General features: G+C 62.1%; 23 protein-coding genes. 10 read left to right on the forward strand and 13 right to left on the reverse strand.

Going from position 1 to position 23,160, the window contains the following annotated elements; all coding sequences use genetic code 11:
• Positions 1-825: 825 nt before the first annotated feature.
• The gene (gene tyrS, locus ACNQPL_RS15025; RefSeq protein ID WP_416467144.1) at positions 826-2,025 is read right to left on the reverse strand and encodes a tyrosine--tRNA ligase; all 1,200 of its coding nucleotides are present in this window, start codon (positions 2,023-2,025) and stop codon (positions 826-828) included.
• Between the two features lie 215 nt (positions 2,026-2,240).
• Here tyrS and ACNQPL_RS15030 point away from each other — a divergent pair, with 215 nt between their 5' ends.
• Both ACNQPL_RS15030 and ACNQPL_RS15035 read left to right on the forward strand, forming a co-directional pair.
• Positions 2,241-3,659: a peptidoglycan DD-metalloendopeptidase family protein gene (locus ACNQPL_RS15030; RefSeq protein WP_416467145.1), complete on the forward strand. Its 1,419-nt coding sequence runs from the start codon at positions 2,241-2,243 to the stop codon at positions 3,657-3,659.
• A 3-nt stretch (positions 3,660-3,662) separates the two neighbouring features.
• Entirely contained in the window at positions 3,663-4,754 is a 1,092-nt protein-coding gene (locus ACNQPL_RS15035) for an anhydro-N-acetylmuramic acid kinase (protein WP_416467146.1), read from the forward strand.
• Between the two features lie 71 nt (positions 4,755-4,825).
• On the opposite strand, the gene erpA is transcribed toward ACNQPL_RS15035, so the two are convergent.
• Both erpA and argC read right to left on the reverse strand, forming a co-directional pair.
• A complete protein-coding gene (erpA, locus tag ACNQPL_RS15040) occupies positions 4,826-5,176 on the reverse strand; it encodes an iron-sulfur cluster insertion protein ErpA (RefSeq protein WP_346613689.1) in 351 nt (116 codons plus the stop codon).
• 146 nt (positions 5,177-5,322) lie between these two features.
• Complete coding sequence (argC, locus tag ACNQPL_RS15045) at positions 5,323-6,357, reverse strand: N-acetyl-gamma-glutamyl-phosphate reductase (RefSeq protein WP_346613688.1); 1,035 nt, start codon at positions 6,355-6,357, stop codon at positions 5,323-5,325.
• Positions 6,358-6,499: 142 nt separating this feature from the next.
• On the opposite strand from argC, the gene hemJ reads away from it, so the two are divergent.
• From hemJ to ACNQPL_RS15075, 6 genes are all read left to right on the forward strand, one after another.
• Positions 6,500-6,925 carry a protoporphyrinogen oxidase HemJ gene (hemJ, locus tag ACNQPL_RS15050; RefSeq protein ID WP_346613687.1) on the forward strand — a complete coding sequence of 142 codons (426 nt, stop codon included), beginning with the start codon at positions 6,500-6,502 and terminating at the stop codon, positions 6,923-6,925.
• Between the two features lie 30 nt (positions 6,926-6,955).
• Positions 6,956-7,912, forward strand: a complete 957-nt coding sequence (locus ACNQPL_RS15055; protein WP_416467147.1) for an NAD(P)H-dependent flavin oxidoreductase — start codon at positions 6,956-6,958, stop codon at positions 7,910-7,912.
• 67 nt (positions 7,913-7,979) lie between these two features.
• Positions 7,980-8,762, forward strand: coding sequence for an SDR family NAD(P)-dependent oxidoreductase (locus ACNQPL_RS15060; RefSeq protein ID WP_416467148.1), 783 nt, complete (start codon positions 7,980-7,982; stop codon positions 8,760-8,762).
• A 64-nt stretch (positions 8,763-8,826) separates the two neighbouring features.
• Positions 8,827-9,165 carry a histidine triad nucleotide-binding protein gene (locus ACNQPL_RS15065; protein ID WP_341797412.1) on the forward strand — a complete coding sequence of 113 codons (339 nt, stop codon included), beginning with the start codon at positions 8,827-8,829 and terminating at the stop codon, positions 9,163-9,165.
• A gap of 66 nt (positions 9,166-9,231) precedes the next feature.
• Positions 9,232-9,879, forward strand: coding sequence for a 2-polyprenyl-3-methyl-6-methoxy-1,4-benzoquinone monooxygenase (gene coq7, locus ACNQPL_RS15070; RefSeq protein WP_346613683.1), 648 nt, complete (start codon positions 9,232-9,234; stop codon positions 9,877-9,879).
• 10 nt (positions 9,880-9,889) lie between these two features.
• The gene (locus ACNQPL_RS15075; RefSeq protein ID WP_416467149.1) at positions 9,890-10,930 is read left to right on the forward strand and encodes a DUF2157 domain-containing protein; all 1,041 of its coding nucleotides are present in this window, start codon (positions 9,890-9,892) and stop codon (positions 10,928-10,930) included.
• A gap of 39 nt (positions 10,931-10,969) precedes the next feature.
• Here ACNQPL_RS15075 and ACNQPL_RS15080 read toward each other — a convergent pair whose 3' ends face one another.
• The gene (locus ACNQPL_RS15080; RefSeq protein ID WP_016715792.1) at positions 10,970-11,392 is read right to left on the reverse strand and encodes an OsmC family protein; all 423 of its coding nucleotides are present in this window, start codon (positions 11,390-11,392) and stop codon (positions 10,970-10,972) included.
• Positions 11,393-11,583: 191 nt separating this feature from the next.
• On the opposite strand from ACNQPL_RS15080, the gene crp reads away from it, so the two are divergent.
• Positions 11,584-12,228: a cAMP-activated global transcriptional regulator CRP gene (gene crp, locus ACNQPL_RS15085; RefSeq protein ID WP_346613681.1), complete on the forward strand. Its 645-nt coding sequence runs from the start codon at positions 11,584-11,586 to the stop codon at positions 12,226-12,228.
• Here the strand turns inward: crp and ACNQPL_RS15090 are convergent.
• From ACNQPL_RS15090 to ACNQPL_RS15105, 4 genes are read right to left on the reverse strand one after another with little or no spacing between them, the layout of a single operon-like run.
• Positions 12,225-12,929 carry a lipoate--protein ligase family protein gene (locus ACNQPL_RS15090; RefSeq protein ID WP_416467150.1) on the reverse strand — a complete coding sequence of 235 codons (705 nt, stop codon included), beginning with the start codon at positions 12,927-12,929 and terminating at the stop codon, positions 12,225-12,227. The two genes, crp and ACNQPL_RS15090, sit on opposite strands and share 4 nt — an antisense overlap.
• 56 nt (positions 12,930-12,985) lie before the next feature.
• Positions 12,986-13,819 carry an indole-3-glycerol phosphate synthase TrpC gene (gene trpC / locus ACNQPL_RS15095; protein WP_416467151.1) on the reverse strand — a complete coding sequence of 278 codons (834 nt, stop codon included), beginning with the start codon at positions 13,817-13,819 and terminating at the stop codon, positions 12,986-12,988.
• Entirely contained in the window at positions 13,816-14,865 is a 1,050-nt protein-coding gene (trpD, locus tag ACNQPL_RS15100; protein WP_416467152.1) for an anthranilate phosphoribosyltransferase, read from the reverse strand. The genes trpC and trpD overlap by 4 nt, the downstream gene beginning before the upstream one ends.
• Positions 14,866-14,874: 9 nt before the next feature.
• Positions 14,875-15,468 carry an aminodeoxychorismate/anthranilate synthase component II gene (locus ACNQPL_RS15105; protein ID WP_416467153.1) on the reverse strand — a complete coding sequence of 198 codons (594 nt, stop codon included), beginning with the start codon at positions 15,466-15,468 and terminating at the stop codon, positions 14,875-14,877.
• 373 nt (positions 15,469-15,841) lie between these two features.
• On the opposite strand from ACNQPL_RS15105, the gene estP reads away from it, so the two are divergent.
• Positions 15,842-17,731: an esterase EstP gene (estP, locus tag ACNQPL_RS15110; protein ID WP_416467154.1), complete on the forward strand. Its 1,890-nt coding sequence runs from the start codon at positions 15,842-15,844 to the stop codon at positions 17,729-17,731.
• 130 nt (positions 17,732-17,861) lie between these two features.
• Here estP and trpE read toward each other — a convergent pair whose 3' ends face one another.
• The 5 genes from trpE to ACNQPL_RS15135 form a co-directional block, all read right to left on the reverse strand.
• Entirely contained in the window at positions 17,862-19,343 is a 1,482-nt protein-coding gene (gene trpE / locus ACNQPL_RS15115) for an anthranilate synthase component I (RefSeq protein ID WP_346613675.1), read from the reverse strand.
• 67 nt (positions 19,344-19,410) lie between these two features.
• On the reverse strand, positions 19,411-20,229 hold the full coding sequence (locus ACNQPL_RS15120; RefSeq protein WP_346613674.1) for a phosphoglycolate phosphatase: 819 nt from the start codon (positions 20,227-20,229) through the stop codon (positions 19,411-19,413).
• On the reverse strand, positions 20,226-20,900 hold the full coding sequence (gene rpe, locus ACNQPL_RS15125) for a ribulose-phosphate 3-epimerase (protein ID WP_346613673.1): 675 nt from the start codon (positions 20,898-20,900) through the stop codon (positions 20,226-20,228). Before rpe ends, ACNQPL_RS15120 begins: the two co-directional genes overlap by 4 nt.
• Before the next feature lie 168 nt (positions 20,901-21,068).
• Entirely contained in the window at positions 21,069-21,896 is an 828-nt protein-coding gene (locus tag ACNQPL_RS15130; protein ID WP_346613672.1) for an ABC transporter permease, read from the reverse strand.
• Positions 21,897-21,907: 11 nt separating this feature from the next.
• Positions 21,908-23,155, reverse strand: a complete 1,248-nt coding sequence (locus tag ACNQPL_RS15135; protein ID WP_346613671.1) for an ABC transporter permease — start codon at positions 23,153-23,155, stop codon at positions 21,908-21,910.
• Positions 23,156-23,160: the final 5 nt, after the last annotated feature.

Genomic DNA, 23,160 nt, shown 5'->3' on the forward strand with positions numbered 1-23,160 from the left:
AGTCCGTACTCACAAGCACCCACACGAATTGCTTGATTCAATTTGTTAAAGAGCGTTTGGTTAAGAGCTTTTCGTCTCAACCGAGGCGCGCATTCTACGCTTTCCTCAGAGCCTGTCAAGCGTTTATTTTGAAGTTTTTACCGAGAAACTCGTTTAGCTTCAAACACTTAACTCGCTGCGATCTCTCGTAGCGGGAGGTGAATCATACAGCGTTTAGAAGCGCTGTCAATCACCATTTCAACCGCTTGCGATCATTCGATCGTAGCCCTTGCAGCACCACCTTAACTACTTAACCCATTGAATCTCAAGGAGTTTGTCGTTCCGATGCCGCTGGAAGTGGGGCGCATTATAAGGGGATCTGGAAACGGGTCAAGGGTTAATTTCAGTTATTTGAAATATTCCCGGCGAAGGCCGTATCAAGACCACCAGGTGTCCGCCACAACACGTTCAGCGCTTTGGAGATCGAGCGCCGCCCGCGCGGCGCATCGCGGGCAAGCCCGCTCCTACATTTGTTGCAACGTGCCATGGCCTGATAGGGGATAGTTGTCAGCCTTGTTGGCACGGCGTGATATTTCGGCTGGCGCTGCCGGCGCCCCACTCGTCTTCAGCCATGCGCCAAAGCGGACAACCATGGCCTGACTGGAATGGCACGTTGCAACAAATGTAGGAGCGGCTTTAGCCGCGATGCGCCGCGCGGGCGGCGCTCGATCTCAAGGGCGCCGAATCCTCAAAGCCAAGCACCTCTCAGCCCACCCACAAAACAAAGCGGGGAGGCCTTTCGGCCTCCCCGCTTCTATATAGCTACATAGCTACACCAACAGGCAATCACTCTGCCTTGAGGGTAACCCGGGCAAACGACTTCTTGCCTGCCTGGCACACATGGGTCGCGCCAATCGCAAACACAAAGTCACGATCAACCACCGCACCGTCGACCTTCACCGCACCACCATTGAGAAGATCACGCGCCATTGCCGAGTTTTTCACCAGGCCCGCCCGATTCAGCACAGCAGCGATCGGCAAGCTTTCAGCCGCCGCCACTTCGACCTCAGGCAGGTCTTCCGGCAACTCACCCTCCTTCATGCGGTTACCCGCCGCACGGTGGGCATTGGCCGCCGCTTCTTCACCGTGGAAACGCGCAACGATCTCTTCCGCCAGCTTGATCTTGATATCACGCGGGTTCGCGCCATTGGCGACATCGGCACGGAACTGATCGATCTCATCCATCGAACGGAAGCTCAGCAGTTCGAAATAGCGCCACATCAGCGTGTCCGGGATCGACACCAGCTTGCTGTACATCACCCCCGGCGCTTCCTGGATACCGACATAGTTGCCCAACGATTTGGACATCTTCTTCACGCCATCCAGCCCTTCGAGCAAAGGCATGGTCACGATGTTCTGCGCTTCCTGGCCGTAGGAGCGCTGCAACTCGCGCCCCATCAGCAGGTTGAATTTCTGGTCAGTACCGCCCAACTCAACGTCAGCGTTCAGTGCCACCGAGTCGTACCCCTGCACCAGCGGGTACAGGAACTCGTGGATAGCAATCGGCTGGTTGGTGGTGTAACGCTTGTCGAAGTCATCACGCTCAAGCATGCGCGCCACAGTGTACTGCGACGCCAGGCGAATGAAGTCGGCCGGGGTCAGCGCGTCCATCCAGGTGGAGTTGAAGGCGACTTCGGTCTTGGCCGGGTCGAGAATCTTGAACACCTGCTGTTTATACGTCTCGGCGTTCTCCAGCACCTGCTCACGGGTCAGCGGTGGACGTGTGGCGCTCTTGCCGCTCGGGTCACCGATCATCCCGGTGAAGTCACCGATCAGGAAGATGACCTGATGGCCCAGCTCCTGGAACTGGCGCAGCTTGTTGATCAGCACGGTGTGCCCCAGGTGCAGGTCAGGCGCAGTCGGGTCGAAACCTGCCTTGATACGCAGAGGCTGGCCGCGTTTGAGCTTCTCCACCAGTTCCGACTCGACCAACACTTCTTCCGCACCGCGCTTGATAAGCGCCAGCTGCTCTTCAACCGACTTCATAGACAGACCCGCAAGGCTCAGATTCAAGGGGAGCCAACCATACAAGATCGGCCATCAAATACAAGTTTCGCAATGGAATGTGACCTGACCGCAGGCTTGCGGCGTCTACGCGCCCTTGCGTGAAAATGGATTTGGTTATATTTTATACAGTTATTTCATCTTCATCATGTCATTCATCTTTTCCATATTCATTTTTCTTCAAAAGTCACCTACCTATGACCAACGAAACGCCTAAAGCGCCCCCGCTTTATCCGAAAAGCCATCTGTTGGCCGCCAGCGGCATCGCCGCCCTGCTCAGCCTGGCCCTGCTGGTATTCCCGTCCAGCGAAGTCGAAGCCAAGAAGACCACCCTCAGCCTCGAACTGGAAAGCCCGGCCGAGCAGCTGAAGGACGAGTCCCAGGCCGCACCTCTGGTGCAGGGCCAAGCCGACCACGGTTCACCTTTCGCACAGATCGAAGGCGGCGAAACACAGACCGAGCAAGCAGCCCAGGCAGCCCCAACCCCCGAAAAGAAGCCCGAGGCCAAGGAGCCTGGGCATCGCGAAGTTACCGTGGCGCGTGGCGATACCCTTTCAACCCTGTTCGCCAAGGTAGGCCTGCCCGCCAATGCGGTGCACGACCTACTGGCCAGCAACAAGCAGGCCAAGCAGTTCAGCCAACTGAAGCATGGCCAGGTGCTGCAGATCGAACTCGACAAGGACGGTCAGCTTGCCAGCCTGCATAGCAAGGTCAGCAACCTTGAAACCATCCGCCTGACCAAGACCGCCAAGGGTTATACCTTCGATCGTGAAATCAGCAAGCCGGTGGTACGCACTGCTTACGCCCACGGTGTGATCAAGAGCTCGCTGTCCGCCTCGGCCCAACGCGCCGGCCTGTCGCACAGCATGACCATGGACATGGCCAAGGTGCTTGGCTACGACATCGACTTCGCTCAGGACATTCGTCCAGGCGACGAATTCGATGTCGTCTACGAGCAGAAGGTCATGGACGGCAAGGTGGTTGGCACCGGCAATATCCTGTCTGCCCGCTTCACCAACCGCGGCAAGACCTACACTGCGGTGCGCTACACCAACAAGCAGGGCAACTCCAGCTACTACACGGCCGACGGCAACAGCCTGCGCAAGGCGTTCATCCGTACCCCGGTAGATTTTGCCCGCATCAGTTCGCGCTTCTCCGCTGGCCGCAAACACCCGATCCTGAACAAGATCCGCGCGCACAAGGGTGTCGATTACGCGGCCCCGCGCGGCACGCCGATCAAGGCAGCCGGCGACGGCCGCATCGAGCTCGCCGGCCGCCGCGGTGGCTACGGCAACACCGTGATCATCGCCCACGGCAATAGCTACAAGACGCTCTACGGGCACATGCAGGGCTTCGCCAAAGGCATCAAGACCGGCAGCAGCGTGAAACAGGGCCAGATCATCGGCTACATCGGCACCACCGGCCTTTCCACCGGCCCGCACCTGCACTATGAGTTCCAGGTCAACGGCGTGCACGTAGACCCACTGAGCCAGAAAGTACCGATGTCCGACCCGATCGCCAAAGCCGAGCGCCAGCGTTTCCTGCAGCAGAGCCAGCCACTGATCGCGCGTATGGATCAGGAAAAGGCCACCATGCTCGCAGCGAACAAGCGCTGACGTATGCCGCTTTACCTGGGGGTAATGTCAGGCACCAGCCTCGATGGCCTGGACATCGCCTTGATCGAACAAGGCGAGCAGCTCGAACTGCTCGCCACGCATTACGTGCCGATGCCAAGCGACCTGCGTCAGCAATTGCTTGCCTTGTGCGCCAGCGGCCCTGACGAGATCGCGCGTGCCGCACTGGCGGAAAACCGCTGGGCCAACCTGACGGGCGAAGGTATTCAGCAATTGCTGGCAAAGCAGGGTCTACCGGCTCATGCCATTCGCGCCATCGGCAGCCACGGCCAGACCATTCGCCATGAGCCTGCCCGAGGCTTCACCGTGCAGATCGGCAACCCGGCACTGCTCGCCGAGCTTACCGGCATCAGCGTGGTAGCCGACTTCCGCCGCCGCGATGTGGCGGCGGGCGGCCAGGGCGCACCGCTGGTGCCAGCTTTCCACGAGACGCTGTTCAACCACCTCGGCCAGCGCCTGGCTGTCCTTAATGTTGGCGGCTTCAGCAACCTCAGCCTGATCGAGCACGACAAGCCGGTACATGGCTTCGACTGCGGCCCAGGCAACGTGCTGCTGGATGCCTGGATCGAGCGCAAGCACGGCCAGGCTTATGATGCCGATGGTGCCTGGGCTGCCAGTGGCATTGTGCAGGCCGACCTGCTCAGCACCCTGCTGAGCGACCCGTTCTTCGCGGGCAGCGGCCCGAAGAGTACCGGCCGCGAAGTGTTCAACCTGGCCTGGCTGGATGGCCACCTCGCTCGGCTGCCGCACTACCGTGATCAGGATGTCCAGGCCACCCTGCTGGAGCTGACCGCGCAAAGCATCATCGAGTCCTTGCGTAACGCCCAACAAAGCACCGAAGCGCTACTGGTGTGCGGTGGCGGCGCGCGCAATGGTGCGTTGATGGCCCGCCTCGGCGCGCTGCTGCCCGATGCGCAGGTCGCCAGCACCGGGGCGCATGGCGTGGACCCGGACTGGGTCGAAGCCATGGCCTTTGCCTGGCTTGCCCATTGCTGCCTGGAAGGTATTCCCGCTAACCGCCCCAGCGTGACGGCAGCCAAGGGGTTACGCGTTCTCGGCGCGATCTACCCGGCCTGACCTTGCAAGGACAGTGCAGGCCGCAATGCAAAACGCCGCGCAATTGCGCGGCGTTTTCGTTCAACGCGGCGTCAAATCGAGAAAGACGACCCACAACCACAGGTAGTGGCTGCGTTAGGGTTCTTGATCACGAAGCGAGAACCTTCCAGGCCTTCCTGATAGTCCACCTCGGCGCCCGCCAGGTACTGGTAGCTCATGGGGTCAACCACCAGCGACACACCTTCGCGCTCGACGATGGTGTCATCTTCGGCCACATCCTCATCGAAGGTGAAACCGTACTGGAAGCCCGAGCAGCCACCGCCGGTCACGAAAACACGCAGTTTCAGACGATCATTGCCTTCCTCGGAAACCAGGGTCTTCACCTTTTGCGCGGCGCCGTGAGTGAATTCCAAAGCCGTGGGGGTGAAGGTTTCGACGCTCATGTTGATTCTCCCGGCGCAGTAGCCGCCATAAAACTCGATGACGCGCATTATCCGCTTCTCCGAGAAAATCGGTCAACAATTGTGCGGCTTTAGTCGCGGCAAACAAAAAGGCCCGCACGCGGCGGGCCTGTTCAACCGGCAATCGCTTACGGCAGCAGACCAGCGTGGGACAGCCCCATGCGCTCGTCAAGGCCGAACAGGATGTTCAGGTTCTGCACGGCCTGGCCGGACGCGCCCTTGACCAGGTTGTCGATGACCGACAGCACCACCACCAGGTCACCCCCCTGCGGGCGATGAACGGCAATCCGGCAGACGTTGGCGCCGCGCACACTGCGGGTTTCCGGGTGGCTGCCAGCAGGCATCACGTCGACGAACGGTTCGTCTGCATAACGCTTTTCGAACAGTGCCTGCAGGTCGACCGACGTGTCGGCGACGGTGGCGTACAGGGTCGAATGGATCCCGCGGATCATGGGGGTCAGGTGTGGCACGAAGGTCAGGCCGATGTCCTTGCCGGCAGCCAGGCGCAGGCCTTGGCTGATTTCCGGCAGGTGACGGTGACCTTTGACCGCATAGGCCTTCATGCTCTCGCCTGCCTCACAGAACAGCGAGCCCACGGCAGCACCACGGCCAGCGCCACTGACGCCCGACTTGCAATCGGCGATCAGGCGCGACGGGTCGGCAAGGCCGGCTTCGAGCAGCGGCAGGAAACCGAGCTGGGTCGCGGTCGGGTAACAACCCGGCACGGCAATCAGGCGCGCCTGGCGAATCTTCTCGCGGTTGACTTCAGGCAGGCCGTAGACCGCATCCTTGAGCAGCTCTGGGGCACCGTGCGGCTGGCCGTACCACCTGGCCCACTCGTCAGCGTCCTGCAGACGGAAGTCAGCCGACAGGTCGATGACCTTGGTGCCAGCAGCCAGCAACTCACCCGCGAGGGCATGGGCGACACCGTGCGGGGTAGCGAAGAACACCACGTCGCAGGCAGCCAGAGCCTTGCTGTCGGGCACACTGAATGCCAGGCCGTCATAGTGGCCGCGCAGGTTCGGATACATGTCGGCGACCGCCACGCCCGCCTCGGAACGCGAAGTGATGACCGCCACTTCGGCCTGTGGATGCTGTGCCAGCAGACGCAACAGTTCGACGCCGGTGTAACCCGTGCCGCCGACGATACCGACCTTGATCATAACGCTTGCCCCTTATCAACGAGCCGTCTGGAAAGCGCACGATAATAGGGGCGCAAGGCGCCTGTAACAACTCTTCGGGTGACCCTTCGGGTGCTTGGCCTCTACTATCTGACGACCGTGAATACCTGAAGGAACTCTCTCCATGCTTTACCTATGGATCAAAGCGCTGCACATCGTCAGCGTGGTCTGCTGGTTCGCCGGCCTGTTCTACCTGCCGCGGCTGTTCGTCTACCACGCCCAGAGCCAGGACAGCATCAGCCAGGAACGCTTCACGACCATGGAGCGCAAGCTGTATCGCGGCATCATGAACCCGGCGATGATCGCCACCTATGTGTTCGGCGCCTGGATGCTCTACCTCACCCCGGGCTGGCTGAGCCAAGGCTGGCTGCACGCCAAGCTCACACTGGTAATCCTGCTCACCGGCTACCATCACATCTGTGGCGCCCAGCGCAAACGCTTCGCCAACGGCACCAACACCCGCAGCCATGTGTACTACCGCTGGTTCAACGAGGTCCCGGTGCTGATCCTGCTGGGCATCGTAATTCTCGTGGTGGTCAAACCGTTCTGACGATAACCATCCTGCACCGGAGACTCGCCCATGTCCCTGCCCGCCTCGCTTGAACAACGCCTGCGCTTGCCCGTCGTAGCTGCGCCGATGTTCCTGATATCCAACCCCGGGTTGGTCCTGGCCTGCTGCGGCAGCGGCGTTGTCGGCAGCTTCCCCGCCCTGAACCAGCGCGACAGCGCCGGTTTCAAGGCTTGGCTTGAAGAGATCGAAGCGGGCCTGGCGCAGTTGCAGGCGCCAGCACCGTATGCGGTCAACCTGATCGTCCATCCCACCAACCCGCGCCTGCAGGCTGACCTGGCACTGTGCGTCGAGCATCGCGTGCCGATTGTCATCACCAGCCTCGGCGCCGTGAAGGAGGTGGTGGATGCCGTCCACAGCTATGGCGGCCTGGTGTTCCATGACGTAACTACCCGGCGCCATGCCGAGAAAGCCGCCGAGGCGGGTGTCGATGGTCTGATCGCCGTTGCGGCGGGTGCCGGTGGGCATGCGGGCACCCTGAGCCCGTTCGCCCTGGTAGCTGAAATACGCCAGTTCTTCGACAAGACATTGCTGCTGGCCGGTTGCATCAACCATGGGCATGAGGTTCTTGCCGCTCAATTGCTGGGGGCGGACCTTGCGTACATGGGTACCCGCTTCATCGCTACCCAGGAAAGCCATGCGCAGGATGCCTATAAACAGATGCTGCTCGGCGCCCATGCTGCGGACATTGTCCACACCCCGGCGGTGTCGGGCATCCCGGCCAGCTTCCTGCGCCCGAGCCTGGAACGTGCCGGCTATGACATGGCCGCACTGAAAAACGCCACTGAGCAGGGCAAACTCAAACCCATCGACGATGAAGCCAAGGCCTGGAAGACGGTATGGTCCGCTGGCCAAGGTGTCGGCGATATCCATGACCTGCCCTCTGCCACGGCGCTGATCGAGCGCCTGCACGGCGAGTACCAGTCAGCCCTGAAACACAGCAAATCGATGTGCACCAAGGCCTCGTAGCAAAACGCAACACCTTGCTTGGCCAAGCTGTACACTAGGCGCCCTCTTTAGCCCCCAGGAGCCTTGCATGACCCGTTACGCCATGATCACTGGTGCTTCCAGCGGCCTGGGCCTGGCCCTGGCGGAAGCCCTGGCGCGGCGCGGGCGCAACTTGATCCTGGTGGCACGCCATCGCGAAACGCTTGAACCCGTGGCCATCGAGCTGACCCAGCGCTTCGGCGTCGAAGTACTGTTCCGCGCTTGCGACCTGAGCCAGCCGCTGCGCCTGTCCGGCTTTGTGCTGGAACTGGAAGAAGGCGAGCGGCGCATCGACCTGCTGGTCAACTGCGCCGGCCAGCGAACCTATGGCCCGTTCCTCGCCCACGAATGGGCAGACGAGCAAGACCTGCTGGAGGTCAACATCCTTGCCATGAGCCGGCTGTGCCATGCCATCGGCAACCTTATGGCGGTCCAGGGCGGCGGGCAGATCCTCAATGTCGCAGGCCTGGCCGCCTTCGCACCCGGCCCCTCGATGGCCACCTATGCTGCCAGCAAAGCTTACGTGCTGAACTTCAGCGAAGCCTTGCGCGAAGAGCTCAAGCCCACCGGCATCAGGGTTTCGGTCCTGTGCCCCGGCCCGGTGCGCGCTTCGCGCCGGCCCATTCCCAGGCTCGATGGCAACAGCCGCTGCCTGAGCCCTGAGGAAGTGGCGCTGTATACCGTACGCGCGCTGGCCAAGAACCGTGCGCTGATCATGCCGGTGCGGCGTAACCAGTGGCTGGCCTTCGCTCCGCGCCTGCTGCCCCGCTGGCTGACGCGCAAGCTTGCAGGCTTCATCCACCGCCGCTACTGCCCGGTCGGAATGGAATAGCCACTGGGCGAGTGGCGCCTGGCTCAGTACACTCGGCCGGGACCCTCACCATGGAGCAAGTGCTGTGGACGATTTATTCATCAAGATCATCAACCGGGAGATCCCGGCCAAGATCATCTACGAGGACGACCAGGTTCTGGCGTTCCACGATATCGCGCCCCAGGCGCCGGTGCATTTTCTGGTCATCCCGAAAAAACACATCCGTACCCTCAATGACCTGACCGAGGACGACAAGGGCCTTGCCGGTCATATCCTGTTCACCGCCCAGCGCCTGGCCAAGGAACTTGGCTGCGATGATGGCTTCCGCGTGGTCATGAACTGCAACGAGCAAGGTGGGCAGACCGTCTACCACATCCATATGCACGTGCTCGGCCAACGCCAGATGCACTGGCCACCGGGCTGACCCAAGGCAAGCCCGCCTCGGGCGATTGAGGTAAACTGTCGGGCATCACTTCAGCGGAGGTGCCCGATGGCTACCGAACGTCACTATTCGCCGCTCGACCGCTTGTTGCTGCAGGCCGATACCGCCATGCGCACCTTGCTGCCTTTCAGCGGCCAACCGTCCCGGCCGTCGCCGGCCATCGTCCAGCCGGACGTCGAACTGGACGACAGCCAGACCCGGCACATTGCCGGGCTCATGCGCATCAACCATACCGGCGAAGTCTGCGCCCAGGCGCTGTATCAGGGCCAGGCCCTGACCGCCAAATTGCCGCAGGTGCGCAAGGCAATGGAACACGCTGCCGAAGAAGAAATCGACCACCTGGCCTGGTGCGAACAGCGCATCCGCCAGCTAGGCAGCCACCCGAGCGTCCTCAACCCTTTGTTCTACGGGATGTCGTTCGGCATCGGCGCCCTCGCCGGCCTGGTCAGCGACAAGGTCAGCCTGGGCTTCGTCGCTGCCACTGAGCATCAGGTGTGCAAACACCTGGACGAGCACCTGGAGCAAATCCCCGACGAGGACGAGAAGTCCCGCGCCATTCTCGAACAGATGCGGGTGGATGAAGAGCAACATGCCGAGTCGGCCCTCGAAGCCGGCGGTTATCGCTTCCCCGCGCCCGTCCGCTTTGGCATGAGCATGCTGGCCAAGGTCATGACCAAGAGCACCTACCGCATCTAAGGGCACGCCCATGACGGACCGTATCGACGCCAAGGACCTGGCGCGCGCCGTGCAAGCCGGCATTCTCCAGCCGGGCCAGGATCAGGCCCTGCTGGACTTTCTGCGCCAGCAGCCAGCCACGCGAGGCAGTTTCCAACTGAGCCACGTCGCTTTCTACTTCGGCGCCCTGCTGATCATGGGAGCGATGGGCTGGCTACTCACCGAAGCCTGGATGCGCATCGGCGATTGGGCACTGCTGGGCACGGCCGCGCTTTACATCGCCCTGCTCACCACCTTCGCCCTCAGCCTGCAAAGGCGCCAGCAGCCTATCGCCGCTGGCGTGTTGGCGGCGGTTGCGGTGAGCATCGTGCCTTTGGCGGTCTTCGCCATCGAGCGCCTGGCCGGATGGTGGCCGCTGGATGATCGGCAAACGGACTATCACCAGTATTACACCTACGTGCAGGGCGGCTGGCTGGTGATGGAAGCGGCCACGGTGGTCGCCGGTCTGCTGATGCTGCGCTTGATCCCGTACCCGTTCATCGTGATGCCGATTGCCATCGCGCTGTGGTTCATGTCGATGGACCTTAGCGAATGGGTGTTCGGCTCGCCGTTCAGCTGGGAGCAGCGGCGCACGGTTTCGCTGTGGTTCGGGCTTGGGCTGCTGCTGGTGTTTCTGGTGGTCGACGGCCGTACCCGTGAGGACTATGCCCACTGGGGTTACCTGGCAGGGCTCGCGGCGTTCTGGGGTGGGCTGACAATGATGGAAAGCGACAGTGAACTGGGCAAGGCGTTGTATTGCCTGGTCAACCTTGCGCTGATGGCCATGGCGGTGCTGCTAAGCAGGCCGCTGTTCATGGTGTTCGGAGCGTTGGGGGTGGCGGCTTATCTGGGCTATCTGTCTTACGAGGTGTTTGCCGAATCGCTGCTGTTCCCGGTGGTGGTGACGCTGATCGGGCTGGGGGTCATCGGTTTGGGGCTGGCGTATCAGAAGCGCCGGGAGCACTTGAGCCAGTCAGTGCGACGTCGCGTACCAAGCTGGTTGATGGCCGCTCTGCCTGCCTTGCGCAACTGAGGATCGCCGGGGCCACTGCGCGGCCCCGGACAAGCGGAGTCAACCCAGCTCTACAATCTCGTAGCCGTGGGTAATTTCCACACCGGCGCGCTCCAGCATGATCGACGCCGAGCAGTACTTCTCGGCCGACAGCTCCACCGCACGCTTGACCTGCGCTTCTTTCAGCGCACGGCCCTTCACCACGAAATTCATGTGGATCTTGGTGAACACCTTCGGGTCTTCGCTGGCGCGCTCGGCTTCCAGGAAGGCTTCACAGCTTTCCACGGCCTGGCGCGATTTTTTCAGGATGCTCACCACGTCGAAGCTGCTGCAGCCACCCAGGCCGAGCAAGAGCATTTCCATAGGGCGCACGCCCAGGTTACGACCGCCAGCTTCGGGCGGGCCATCCATCACCACGACGTGGCCGCTCCCCGATTCGCCGAGGAACATCGCTTCACCGGCCCACTGGATGCGTGCCTTCATCTGTCCATACTCCTGGATTTCGCAAAAGGGTGTCAGCTTAAGCCTTGTATGGCTGTCGGAAAAGCTCAACACGCGTCGCATTTGTGCCGAAACATCCTGCAGTGTCTGATAAGCTGGCGCCAATTGACTGACGCGTCGCGTCAGCCAACCTCAAACAAGAGCCTATGCGTCGCATCGAACAGGATTTCGTGATGGTTGCCTCAGCCCTACCCGCCAAGATCAAGAACATCGACAAGCTGCTGGTGCACTGCCAGCGCCGCCGCTACACCGCCAAGAGCAACATCATCTGCGCCGGTGACCGAGCCGAAACGCTGTCGTTCATCCTCAAGGGTTCAGTCACCATCATCATCGAAGATGACGAAGGCCACGAGATGATCATCGCCTACCTCAACAATGGCGATTTCTTTGGTGAGCTAGGCCTGTTCGAAACGGCGGGCAGCGACCAGCAACGCAGCGCCTGGGTGCGCGCCAAGACCGAATGCGAAGTGGCGGAAATCAGCTACGACAAGTTCCGCGACCTGGCCCGGCAAGACCCGGACATCCTCTACGCCCTCGGCAGCCAGATGGCCCAACGCCTGCGCAACACCACACGCAAGGTCGGCGACCTGGCCTTCTTCGACGTGACTGGCCGGGTTGCCCGCTGCCTGCTTGACCTGTGCAAACAGCCGGACGCCATGACCCACCCGGACGGCATGCAAATCAAGATAACCCGTCAGGAAATTGGCCGTATTGTCGGTTGCTCGCGGGAAATGGTCGGCCGCGTCCTCAAGGACCTCGAGGAACGCAGCCTGGTCCAGGTCAAGGGCAAGACCATGGTGGTCTACGGTACCCGTTAATCTTTTGGCAGGTTCGCCAGTACTTCTTCGTAGGCCTGCGACAGGCGCTCGAACCAGGGCGCCTGGGGTGCCACTTCATGCAGGGCGATGTGGCTGTCGGCACGGCAGCGCTGCTCCAGTTCGCAACACTCATTGAAACTGTTGACCGCAGCCACCATCGACTCTCGCTCGTTATCCAGCAACAACGCACCGTGCACCAGTACCACCGGCCGCTTGCCACCCAGGCCCTGGCGCCAGCGCTGGGCGGTGCCGACCAACTTGCGGCCATTGAGGTTGACGTTGAAGCGGCCATCGCAGAAGGCACCGTCGATTTCGCCGACCGAAGCCACACCCCCCCACTCGCGCAGCACATCGCACAACGGCAGGCACAGGCGCTCGTAAGCGTTTTCGATGCGGCCGTGGTCGCCCTCGCTGCGCGGCGCTACGTACACCAGCGCCACATTCACCGTGGCATGCGACTGCGGCACCGGCTCGCCACCGGTTTCGCGAAGCAGCACTGGCCAGCCAGCGATCGCCAGCTCCGAACAGGCCGCTTCGAAGTTGTCCAGCCGGCTCATGCGCCGGGGCATGACCAGGGCATGGTCAGTCGGGCGCCAAAACAACACGCCGTAGTCGCGTTCACCGCGGCATACCGCTGCCAGCAGGTCCTGTTCGGCGTGCAGACCTTGTTCGACGGTCAAAGCCAGGGGTTGGTCAGTCATTGGCCACCTTTGATTCAGGCAAACAAAAAAGCCGGCAAAAGCCGGCTTCGTCTTGATCAGTCCAGTTGCTGAACAGTCTTCTTCACCTGGTCCGGGAAGAACAACCGCTGCAATTCCAGCCCCGGTTGCTCCGCCCGCATAAACGCCTCACCCACCAGGAACGAATAGACCTCGTTGATCGCCATCAATTCGACATCAGCACGGTTCAGAATGCCGCTCTCGGTAATGGCCAGGCGGTCACGTGGGATGCGTGGCAGCAGGTCGAGTGTGGTGTCCAGGCTGACTTCGAACGTATGCAGGTTGCGGTTGTTGACACCCACCAGTGGTGTGTCGAGGGTTTTCAACGCACGCTCCAGTTCATCGCCATCGTGCACTTCAACCAGTACATCAAGGCCGACATCCTTAGCCGTAGCAGCCAGCTCGGCCATCTTCACGTCGTCCAGCGCCGATACGATCAGCAGCACACAGTCGGCACCCAGGGCACGGGCTTCGACGATCTGGTAAGGGTCGACCATGAAGTCCTTGCGGATCACAGGCAGCGAAACAGCGGCACGTGCCTGCTGAAGGTACTCATCCGCCCCCTGGAAGTAGTCCACGTCGGTCAGCACCGACAGGCAGGTCGCCCCGCCCTTCTCATAGCTGACGGCAATTTCCGACGGCACGAAGTTCTCGCGGATGACACCCTTGCTCGGCGAGGCCTTCTTGATTTCGGCGATCACTGCAGGCTGCTTGCGCTTGGCCTGCTCGATCAACGCATTGGCGAAGCCGCGTGGCGCATCGGCCTGCTTGGCAAGCTGCTCCAGCTCGGCAAGGCTGACGCGCGCGCTGCGCTCGGCCACTTCCTGAAACTTGCGGGCGATGATCCGTTCCAGCACCGTCGGGACACTCATGCTTCGTTCTCCACCTTGAATACCGCCGTAAATGCACCCAGCTCCTGCAGCTTCTCCCAGGCCAGCCCGGTATGCAGTACGTCGTGGGCGAGTTCAACACCCTGCGCCAGGGTCATTGCATGGTCGGCGGCATACAGGGCCGCGCCCGCGTTGAGCACGATCATTTCTGCAGCCTTCTGGCCGTTTTCGGTCTTGCGCCGGCCCAGCGCATCACGGATCAGCTCCAGCGATGCCTGTGGGTTCTCGACCGCCAGGCCATGCAGGCTCTGGCTCTTCATGCCGAGGTTTTCCGGCTCGACCCAGTATTCAGTGATCTGGTCATTTTTCAGCTCAGCGACGAAGGTGGGTGCCGCCAGGCTGAATTCGTCCAGGCCATCCTTCGAATGCACCACCAGCACATGCTTGCTGCCCAGGCGTTGCAGCACTTCGGCCAGAGGGCGGCACAGCGCCTGGCTGAACACGCCAACCACCTGGTGCTTCACACCGGCCGGATTCGTAAGCGGGCCAAGCATGTTGAACAGGGTGCGCAGCCCCAGGTCGCGACGCGGGCCGGCGGCATGTTTCATAGCGGAGTGATGGCTCTGGGCGAACATGAAACCGATGCCCAGGCTGTCGATGCAGCGCGCGACCTGTACCGGCGTCAGGTTCAGGTAGATGCCGGCGGCTTCCAGCAGGTCGGCACTGCCGCTCTTGCCGGATACCGCGCGGTTACCATGCTTGGCCACGGTGCAGCCCGCCGCCGCCAGGACGAACGAGGAGGCAGTGGAAACGTTGAAGATGTTGGCACCATCACCGCCGGTGCCAACGATGTCGACGACGCCATCGAGGCTTTTCAGCTCGACCTTGTCGGCCAGTTCGCGCATCACCGACACCGCACCGACGATCTCATCGATGCTTTCGCTTTTCATGCGCATGCCCATGAGGAAGGCACCGATCTGCGCCTCGCTGCACTGGCCGGTCATGATCTGGCGCATGACGTCGCGCATTTCTTCGGTGGAAAGGTCCAGTTGGCCGACGATACGGCTCAACGCGCTCTTGATATCCATGCTCGGTCCTTAGCGGCGGCCGCCGGTCTGCTTGAGGAAGTTGGCGAACAGCTCGTGGCCCTGCTCGGTCAGGATGGACTCGGGGTGGAACTGCACCCCTTCAATATTCAGGGTCTTGTGACGCAGGCCCATGATCTCGTCGACCGAACCGTCGTCATGGGCTGTCCAGGCGGTCACCTCCAGGCAATCAGGCAGCGTTTCGCGCTTGACCACCAGGGAATGGTAGCGGGTTACGGTAAGTGGGTTGTTGAGGCCGGCGAACACGCCCAGGTCACGGTGGTATACCGGGCTGGTCTTGCCATGCATCACCTGGCGGGCCCGGACGACCTCACCACCAAAGGCTTGGCCAATGGACTGGTGGCCCAGGCATACACCAAGAATCGGCAGCTTGCCGGCGAAATGCAGGATGGCTTCGATTGAAACACCGGCTTCGCTCGGTGTGCACGGGCCAGGCGAGACGACAATGCGCTCAGGGTTGAGGGCTTCGATCTCGGCAACGGTGATTTCGTCGTTGCGCATGACCTTGACGTCGGCACCCAACTCGCCAAGGTATTGCACGACGTTGTAAGTGAATGAGTCGTAATTGTCGATCATCAGTAACATCAGGCTAAACCTCTAGAATCTACTGACTTTAAAAGTCGAACCTTCCTACGCCATAAACAGACACGGCGCTGCCACTAAGGGCGCTCGAAATCGGACAGGAAGGCATACAGGGACGGGCCGGGCGGGCCGGCAAGAGATAAAGTCAGGCGCGCCAACGCCAACGGGCGTGGGCCTTGATAACGCGCATCAAGAGTTTGCTGACGATCAACACGGGATAGGTCTCGCTCATACTTGCAGGCACAGTAGCCTACCGGGGCGGCGGGCGCAATATCCCGGTAAACACACGAAACGAATGGACTTGGGAGCTATGCCCCGCGATTTGCTATGGTCGCTCGAGTTGTTCTCATAAAAACAATGAAAAGGATGTTCATCGATGCGAAAACCACCGTTATTGCGCTTTACCGTGGCTACATTGGCGCTGGCGTGCAGCCAGGCGTTCGCTGCCCCCTCCCCTTACTCGAGCATGATCGTGTTCGGTGACAGCCTGGCCGATGCCGGGCAGTTTCCCGACCTGAGCGGCGGTACGGCGGGCATGCGGTTTACCAATCGTGACGAGAATGGCAACTTCGCACCTGTCTCACCGATGATTCTTGGCGGGCGATTGGGCGTAAGCCCGGATGATCTGAACCCGTCCACGTCACTAGGGATACGCCCCGATGGCAACAACTGGGCCGTGGGTGGCTACACTACCCAGCAGATTCTCGACTCCATCACGCAGACTTCCCAGCTCGTCGTTCCTCCCGGCACCAACGGTGCTGGAGCCGTACTTCGAGAGCGCCCCGGCTACCTGGCAAACGGCCTGCGCGCCGACCCCAACGCGCTCTATTACCTGACCGGCGGTGGTAACGATTTTCTGCAGGGCTTGGTAAACAGCCCTGCCGACGCCGCGGCCGCAGGCTCACGCCTGGCCGCCAGCGCCCAGGCCTTGCAACAAGGTGGGGCGCGCTACATCATGGTCTGGCTGCTCCCGGACCTTGGCCAGACACCGAACTTCAGCGGCACCCCGCAACAAAACCCGCTGTCGCAGCTGTCCGCCGTGTTCAACCAGGCATTGGTCGGCCAACTGGGCCAGATCGACGCCGAGATCATCCCGCTGAACATTCCGGTGCTGCTGAGCGAAGCCGTGGCCAACCCGACGCAGTTCGGCCTGGCCAGCGGCCAGAACCTGATCGGCACTTGCTACAGCGGCGACAGTTGCGTGGAAAACCCGGTGTATGGCATCAACGGCAGCAACCCCGACCCAACCAAGCTACTGTTCGATGATTCGGTGCACCCGACCATCGCCGGCCAGCAGTTGATTGCGGACTATGGCTACTCGATCCTTTCCGCCCCTTGGGAGCTGACGCTGCTGCCGGAAATGGCCCACGCCAGCCTGCGCGCGCACCAGGACGAGCTGCGCAACCAGTGGCAGGCACCCTGGCAAGCGGTCGGCCAATGGCAGGCCTTTGTCGCCACCGGTGCGCAAGACCTGGATTTCGACAGCCAGCGCAGTGCGGCCAATGCCGACGGGCGCGGCTATAACCTGACCCTGGGGGGCAGCTACCGGCTCAACGACGCATGGCGGGTCGGGCTTGCCGGTGGTGTCTATCGGCAGAAACTGGAGGCAGGTGAACAGGACTCGGACTATAAGCTCGACAGCTACTTGGCCAGCGCCTTCGCCCAGTTCCGTCACGACCGTTGGTGGGCCGACGCTGCGCTGAGCGCCGGGCACCTGGATTACCGCGACCTCAAGCGCACGTTCGCACTGGGTGTGAATGACCGCAGCGAGAAAGGCGACAGCAATGGCGAAGCCTGGGCGGTGACGGGCCGGCTGGGCTATAACCTGGCGCCCGACAGCAGCACCTGGCAACTGGCGCCATTCGTCAGTGCCGACTATGCGCGGGTCAAAGTCGATGGCTATGACGAAAAGAGTGGGCGCTCCACGGCGCTGGGCTTCGACGACCAGGAGCGCACCTCGCGGCGCTTGGGCGCAGGCCTGCTGGGCAGTGTGCAGCTGGTGCCGGGTACGCGGGTGTTCGCCGAGGTGGCGCGCGAGCATGAGTTCGAGGATGACCAGCAGGACCTGACGATGCACCTGACGACACTGCCGGACAATGACTTCACGCTTACCGGATATACGCCAAACAGCAATCTGACCCGCGCCAGCCTGGGGCTGAGCCATGAGCTGGTGGCCGGGGTGCATTTGCGAGGGAACTACAGCTGGCGCAAGAGTGATGAGTTGACCCAGCAAGGGGTCAGCCTGGGGATAACCCTGGATTTCTAAGCCAACCTGTTACGGCCCCTCGCCGGCAAGCCGGCTCCCACCCTGCCGGCAGTGCCGCTCCGACAAGCCCTGCGCGATACCTGTGGGAGCCGGCTTGCCGGCGATTGGGCTGCAAGGCAGCCCCTGCGCTCTACTCGGCAGGCGTCTGCTCGGCCAGCGCCACTGCGCGGAACATTGCCCGGCGCTTGTTGATGGTTTCTTCCCATTCCAGCGCCGGCACCGAGTCGGCGACGATACCGCCACCGGCCTGCACATGCAGTTCGCCGTCCTTGATCACCGCTGTGCGAATAGCAATCGCGGTGTCCATGTTGCCGTTCCAGGCAAAGTAGCCCACCGCACCACCGTATACGCCACGCTTGACCGGCTCCAGCTCGTCGATGATCTCCATCGCACGGATCTTCGGCGCACCCGACAACGTGCCCGCTGGCAGAATCGCCCGCAGGGCGTCCATGGCGGTCAGGCCCTCAGCCAGCTGGCCGGTGACGTTGGAAACGATGTGCATGACGTTCGAGTAACGCTCGATCACCATCTTCTCGGTCAGGCGCACGCTACCGGTGGACGACACACGGCCCACATCGTTGCGGCCCAGGTCGATCAGCATCAAGTGCTCGGCAATTTCCTTGTCGTCCGACAGCAGGTCGTCTTCCAGCGCACGGTCCGCCTCTTCGGTAGCCCCGCGCGGGCGGGTGCCGGCAATCGGGCGTACGGTAACCAGATTGTCTTCCACCCGTACCAGCACTTCAGGCGAACTGCCGACCACGTGGAAGTCACCGAAGTTGAAGAAGTACATGTACGGCGTCGGGTTGAAACAACGCAGCGCACGGTACAAGTCGATGGGCGCCGCCTTGAAGTCGATCGACATGCGCTGGGAAGGCACCACCTGCATGCAGTCGCCGGCCAGGATGTATTCCTTGACCGTGTCCACCGCCCGCTCGTAGTCACCCTGAGTGAAGCTGGAGCGGAAGGCCGGCTCAGCGGCCATCGGGCGGCTCAGGTCCAGGCCTCGGCGCGGGGTGATCGGCTCACGCAGCTTGGCCAAAAGGCCTTGCAGGCGTGCCTGGCCCTGTTCGAAGGCCTGCTCCTCTGACGGGTCGACCAGGACGATCGCGTGCATCTTGCCGGCCAGGTTGTCGAACACCACCACGGCATCCGAGACCATCAACAGGATGTCCGGCACGCCCAGCGGGTCCGGGTTCGGGCAGGCGCCCAGGCGTTTTTCCACATAACGCACACAGTCGTAGCCGAAGTAACCGACGAGGCCGCCATTGAAGCGCGGCAGGCCAGCGATGTCGGCGACCTTGTAGCGGTCCTTGAAGGTTTCGACGAAGGCCAGTGGGTCTTCCACATCGTGGCTTTCGACTTCTTCGCCATCCTGCAGGATGCTCACGTGGTAACCATGCACCCGCATAACCGTACGAGAAGGCAGGCCGATCATCGAATAACGGCCCCACTTCTCGCCGCCCTGTACGGATTCGAGCAGGTACGAGTTGGCCTGGTCGGCAAGCTTCAGGTAGATGGACAGGGGGGTATCGAAGTCGGCCAGGGTTTCACAGGCCAGGGGGATGCGGTTGTAGCCGGCAGCAGCCAGGCGCAGGAATTCTTCGCGGGTCATGAGTAGCCTCGGGGCAACAGTAAGAGTCAGGCAAACGGACGGGCCGGCAGGCGCCGGCGGGTAGAAGTCAGGCGCGCCAACGCCAACGGGCCAGGGCCTTGATGACTTTCATCCAGAATTTGCCAGTAACCACCACGGTGGGCTCTCTGTCTTGTGAGGCTTGAAGGTCCGCCAACGTTATCCCAGTGTCGGTGACTACGCAACCAGGCAGCAACAGGCGCAAGTCGCCGATTACCAGGGTGGGCGACTCTTCATCGATAGGCCGGCCATGGTTGTAGCCATAGCTCAAGCCAACGCACTGCACACCGGCAGCCTTGGCCGCCAGCACGTCACTGCGCGAATCGCCGACAAACAGCGCCTGGCCTGGCTCGACGCCCGCCATTTTCATGACGAACAGCAAGGCGGCAGGGTCGGGCTTTTTCTGTGGCAGGGTGTCACCGCCGATGATCCAGCGGAAATAGCGGCCGATCTTCATCTGGTCGAGCAACGGGGCGACGAAGCGCTCCGGCTTGTTGGTGATCAGCGCCATCTCCACACCCTGCTTGCGCAACCAGCGCAGCGTGTCGTGCACACCGGGGTAGACCACTGTCAGTTCATGGCTTTCGGCGTACGCCTCCATGAACAGCGCCAGGCCACGTTCGGCCAGTTCGTCATCGACTGCCGAGTGATCGAGGCCACCGGCAAGCGCACGGCGCACCAGCACCGGTGCGCCGTTGCCGACCCAGTGCCGCACGGCATCGAGCCCTGCGGCCGGTCGGCCCAATTCGAGCAGCATGCGGTCGACGGCTGCAGCCAGGTCGGGGACCGAATCGATCAGGGTACCGTCCAGATCGAACATCACCAGCCTGGGCAGCGTCCCCGGGAACAGCTGCTCGAAGCCGCTCATGGGCGCGCCTGAGCCAGTTCGTCGCGCATTTTGGCGATGACTTCACGGTAGTCCGGCGCATTGAAGATGGCCGAGCCAGCCACGAACGTATCGGCGCCAGCGGCAGCGATTTCACGGATATTGTTGACGTTGACCCCACCGTCGATTTCCAGGCGAATGTCACGGCCGCTGGCGTCGATCAGCGCGCGGGCTTCGCGCAGCTTGTCGAGGGTGCCAGGGATGAACTTCTGCCCACCGAAGCCTGGGTTGACGCTCATCAGCAGCACCATGTCGACCTTGTCCATCACGTACTTCAGCGCGTCCAGGCTGGTGGCCGGGTTGAACACCAGGCCGGCCTTGCAGCCACCGTCCTTGATCAACTGCAGCGAGCGGTCGATGTGCTGCGAGGCTTCCGGGTGGAAGGTGATGTAGCTGGCACCGGCTTCGATGAAGTCGCCGATGATGCGGTCGACCGGGCTGACCATCAGGTGCACGTCGATCGGCGCAGTCACGCCGTACTTGCGCAGCGCTGTGCAGACCATCGGGCCGATGGTCAGGTTGGGTACGTAGTGGTTGTCCATCACATCGAAGTGGACGATGTCGGCGCCCGCTTCCAGCACGGCATCGACATCGGCACCCAGGCGGGCGAAATCGGCGGACAGAATGGAGGGGGCAATAGCGTAGGGCTGCATGGCGCACCTGTTGGCAGAATCACGGTGGCGCGCATTGTAACCGTTTTAACCTGTTCCGGCCTCTTCGCGGCTAAAGCCGCCCACACAGATTCTGTGCAAGCTGGCGACCTGCGCAATCCCTGTGGGCGCGGCTTTAGCCGCGAAGGGGCCGGCGCAGGCAGCCCATCATCAGGCGGGCTGTTGAGTCCTGAGCTTCTCGCTGCGCCCGCGTAGCCACTCCAAGGTCAGCAACAGCACCACCGAGAAGGCGATCAACAACGTCGCCGCCGCCGCAATCGTCGGGCTCAGGTTTTCGCGGATGCCGCTGAACATCTGCCGAGGCAGGGTGGCCTGCTCAGGCCCGGCGAGGAACAGCGTCACCACCACTTCATCGAACGAGGTGGCAAAGGCGAACAGTGCCCCCGAGATCACCCCAGGCGCGATCAGCGGCAACGTCACCTTGCGAAAGGCCAGCAACGGCGAGGCGCCCAGGCTGGCCGCCGCACGCACCAGGTTGTAATTGAAACCCTGCAGCGTGGCCGACACGGTGATGATGACGAACGGCACACCCAGCACCGCGTGCACCAGGATCAGTGAGATGAAGCTGTTGCCCATGCCCAGCGGGGCGAAGAACAGGTAGCTGGCCACCCCGATGATCACCACCGGCACCACCATTGGCGAAATCACCAGCGCCATCACCAGCGACTTGCCGGGAAAGTCCCCGCGGGTCAGGCCGATCGACGCCAATGTGCCGAAGACCATCGCCAGCACCGTAGCCGCGGGGGCGACGATGATGCTGTTCTTCAGCGCACGCATCCACTCGGCCGAGGCGAAGAAATCCTGATACCACTGCAGCGAGAAGCCCTGCAGCGGGTAGACCAGGAAACTGCCACTGTTGAACGACAGCGGCACGATCACCAGCACCGGCAACACCAAAAACAGCAGGATCAGGCCGCACAGAATCCGCAGGCTGTAGAACCACACCCGCTCCACGGGCGACATGTAGGGGCTAAGCATCACAAGGCTCCTCAGCTCAGGCGCAGGCGGCTGGCGCCAACCAGCCAGCTATAGATCAGGTACAGCAGCACGGTCGCCAGAAGCAGAAGGCCGCCCAGCGCGGTGGCCATGCCCCAGTTGATGCTGGTGTTGGTATAGAAGGCAACGAAGTAGCTGACCATTTGGTCGTTCGGGCTGCCGAGCAGCGCCGGGGTGATGTAGTAGCCGATGGCCAGGATGAACACCAGCAGGCAACCCGCGCCAACGCCTGCGTAGGTCTGCGGGAAGTACACCCGCCAGAAGCTGGCGAACGGGTGGCAGCCCAGCGAGATGGCGGCGCGCATGTAGCTCGGCGAAATACCTTTCATCACGCTGTACAGCGGCAGGATCATGAACGGCAGCAAGATGTGCACCATCGAGATGTACACGCCGGTGCGGTTGAACACCAGTTCCAGCGGCTGGTCGATGATGCCCATCGCCATCAGCGCGCTGTTGATCAGGCCGCCTGACTGCAGCAGTACGATCCACGCCGCCACCCGCACCAGGATCGAGGTCCAGAACGGCAGCAACACCAGGATCATCAGCAAGTTGCTCTGCCGGGTCGGCAAGTTGGCCAGCAGGTAGGCCAGCGGGTACGCCAGCAGCAGGCAAATGACGGTGATCACTACACCCATCCACAGGGTACGGGCGAAGATGTCCAGGTAGATGGCCTGGTCGGGGGTGGCCTTGGCCAGTTCGCCGAGATCGTCGATACGGTGGTCGACCGACGCCAGCAGGTAATAGGACGTGACGCTGCTGGTGTTGCGGCGCACCGCCTGCCAGTACGCAGGGTCCCCCCAACGTTCGTCAAGGGCCTGCAGCGCTTCCTTGTAGGAAGCAGGTTCGGCCTTGAACGGCAGCGCCCGGGCAGTCTTCGACAACAGGCTGCGATAACCGGCCAGTTCCATGTTCAAGCGCTTGGACAGGTCGCCCAGCGACTGGTTCTTGCGCGCCTCAGGCAGGTCAAGGCTCAGCGCTTTGTACACGTCCTCGCCCGGCAGCCCTTTGCCATCCCACTGTTGCACCGCTTCGACGGTGCGAGGCAGGCCAGCGACCACTTCGGGGTTGCCGACGCTTTTGTACAGCAGCGCCGCAATCGGCACCAGGAACACCAGCAGCAGGAACAGCGCCAGCGGCGCGATCAACGCCTGCGCCTTCCAGCGGTTGATGCGCTCGGCATGCTTGAGGCGCTGTTTCAGATTTGGACCTGCGCCTTCGGTGAGGGGCACTGCAATGGCCATGGTGG

This window comes from Pseudomonas sp. LFS044, from assembly GCF_047978245.1.
Taxonomy (GTDB): domain Bacteria; phylum Pseudomonadota; class Gammaproteobacteria; order Pseudomonadales; family Pseudomonadaceae; genus Aquipseudomonas.

Excerpts from the sequence above, each read along its gene's own strand:
- coq7 (WP_346613683.1), top strand. The coding sequence starts at position 9,232 with ATGGCTACCGAACGTCACTATTCGCCGCTCGACCGCTTGTTGCTGCAG.
- ACNQPL_RS15055 (WP_416467147.1), top strand. The coding sequence starts at position 6,956 with ATGTCCCTGCCCGCCTCGCTTGAACAACGCCTGCGCTTGCCCGTCGTA.
- ACNQPL_RS15130 (WP_346613672.1), bottom strand. The coding sequence starts at position 21,896 with ATGCTTAGCCCCTACATGTCGCCCGTGGAGCGGGTGTGGTTCTACAGC.
- rpe (WP_346613673.1), bottom strand. The coding sequence starts at position 20,900 with ATGCAGCCCTACGCTATTGCCCCCTCCATTCTGTCCGCCGATTTCGCC.
- ACNQPL_RS15030 (WP_416467145.1), top strand. The coding sequence starts at position 2,241 with ATGACCAACGAAACGCCTAAAGCGCCCCCGCTTTATCCGAAAAGCCAT.
- ACNQPL_RS15105 (WP_416467153.1), bottom strand. The coding sequence starts at position 15,468 with ATGTTACTGATGATCGACAATTACGACTCATTCACTTACAACGTCGTG.
- tyrS (WP_416467144.1), bottom strand. The coding sequence starts at position 2,025 with ATGAAGTCGGTTGAAGAGCAGCTGGCGCTTATCAAGCGCGGTGCGGAA.
- ACNQPL_RS15035 (WP_416467146.1), top strand. The coding sequence starts at position 3,663 with ATGCCGCTTTACCTGGGGGTAATGTCAGGCACCAGCCTCGATGGCCTG.
- crp (WP_346613681.1), top strand. The coding sequence starts at position 11,584 with ATGGTTGCCTCAGCCCTACCCGCCAAGATCAAGAACATCGACAAGCTG.
- ACNQPL_RS15090 (WP_416467150.1), bottom strand. The coding sequence starts at position 12,929 with ATGACTGACCAACCCCTGGCTTTGACCGTCGAACAAGGTCTGCACGCC.
- estP (WP_416467154.1), top strand. The coding sequence starts at position 15,842 with ATGCGAAAACCACCGTTATTGCGCTTTACCGTGGCTACATTGGCGCTG.
- ACNQPL_RS15080 (WP_016715792.1), bottom strand. The coding sequence starts at position 11,392 with ATGAAGGCACGCATCCAGTGGGCCGGTGAAGCGATGTTCCTCGGCGAA.
- trpE (WP_346613675.1), bottom strand. The coding sequence starts at position 19,343 with ATGACCCGCGAAGAATTCCTGCGCCTGGCTGCTGCCGGCTACAACCGC.
- ACNQPL_RS15075 (WP_416467149.1), top strand. The coding sequence starts at position 9,890 with ATGACGGACCGTATCGACGCCAAGGACCTGGCGCGCGCCGTGCAAGCC.
- argC (WP_346613688.1), bottom strand. The coding sequence starts at position 6,357 with ATGATCAAGGTCGGTATCGTCGGCGGCACGGGTTACACCGGCGTCGAA.
- ACNQPL_RS15120 (WP_346613674.1), bottom strand. The coding sequence starts at position 20,229 with ATGAGCGGCTTCGAGCAGCTGTTCCCGGGGACGCTGCCCAGGCTGGTG.
- erpA (WP_346613689.1), bottom strand. The coding sequence starts at position 5,176 with ATGAGCGTCGAAACCTTCACCCCCACGGCTTTGGAATTCACTCACGGC.
- hemJ (WP_346613687.1), top strand. The coding sequence starts at position 6,500 with ATGCTTTACCTATGGATCAAAGCGCTGCACATCGTCAGCGTGGTCTGC.
- ACNQPL_RS15135 (WP_346613671.1), bottom strand. The coding sequence starts at position 23,155 with ATGGCCATTGCAGTGCCCCTCACCGAAGGCGCAGGTCCAAATCTGAAA.
- ACNQPL_RS15060 (WP_416467148.1), top strand. The coding sequence starts at position 7,980 with ATGACCCGTTACGCCATGATCACTGGTGCTTCCAGCGGCCTGGGCCTG.
- trpD (WP_416467152.1), bottom strand. The coding sequence starts at position 14,865 with ATGGATATCAAGAGCGCGTTGAGCCGTATCGTCGGCCAACTGGACCTT.
- trpC (WP_416467151.1), bottom strand. The coding sequence starts at position 13,819 with ATGAGTGTCCCGACGGTGCTGGAACGGATCATCGCCCGCAAGTTTCAG.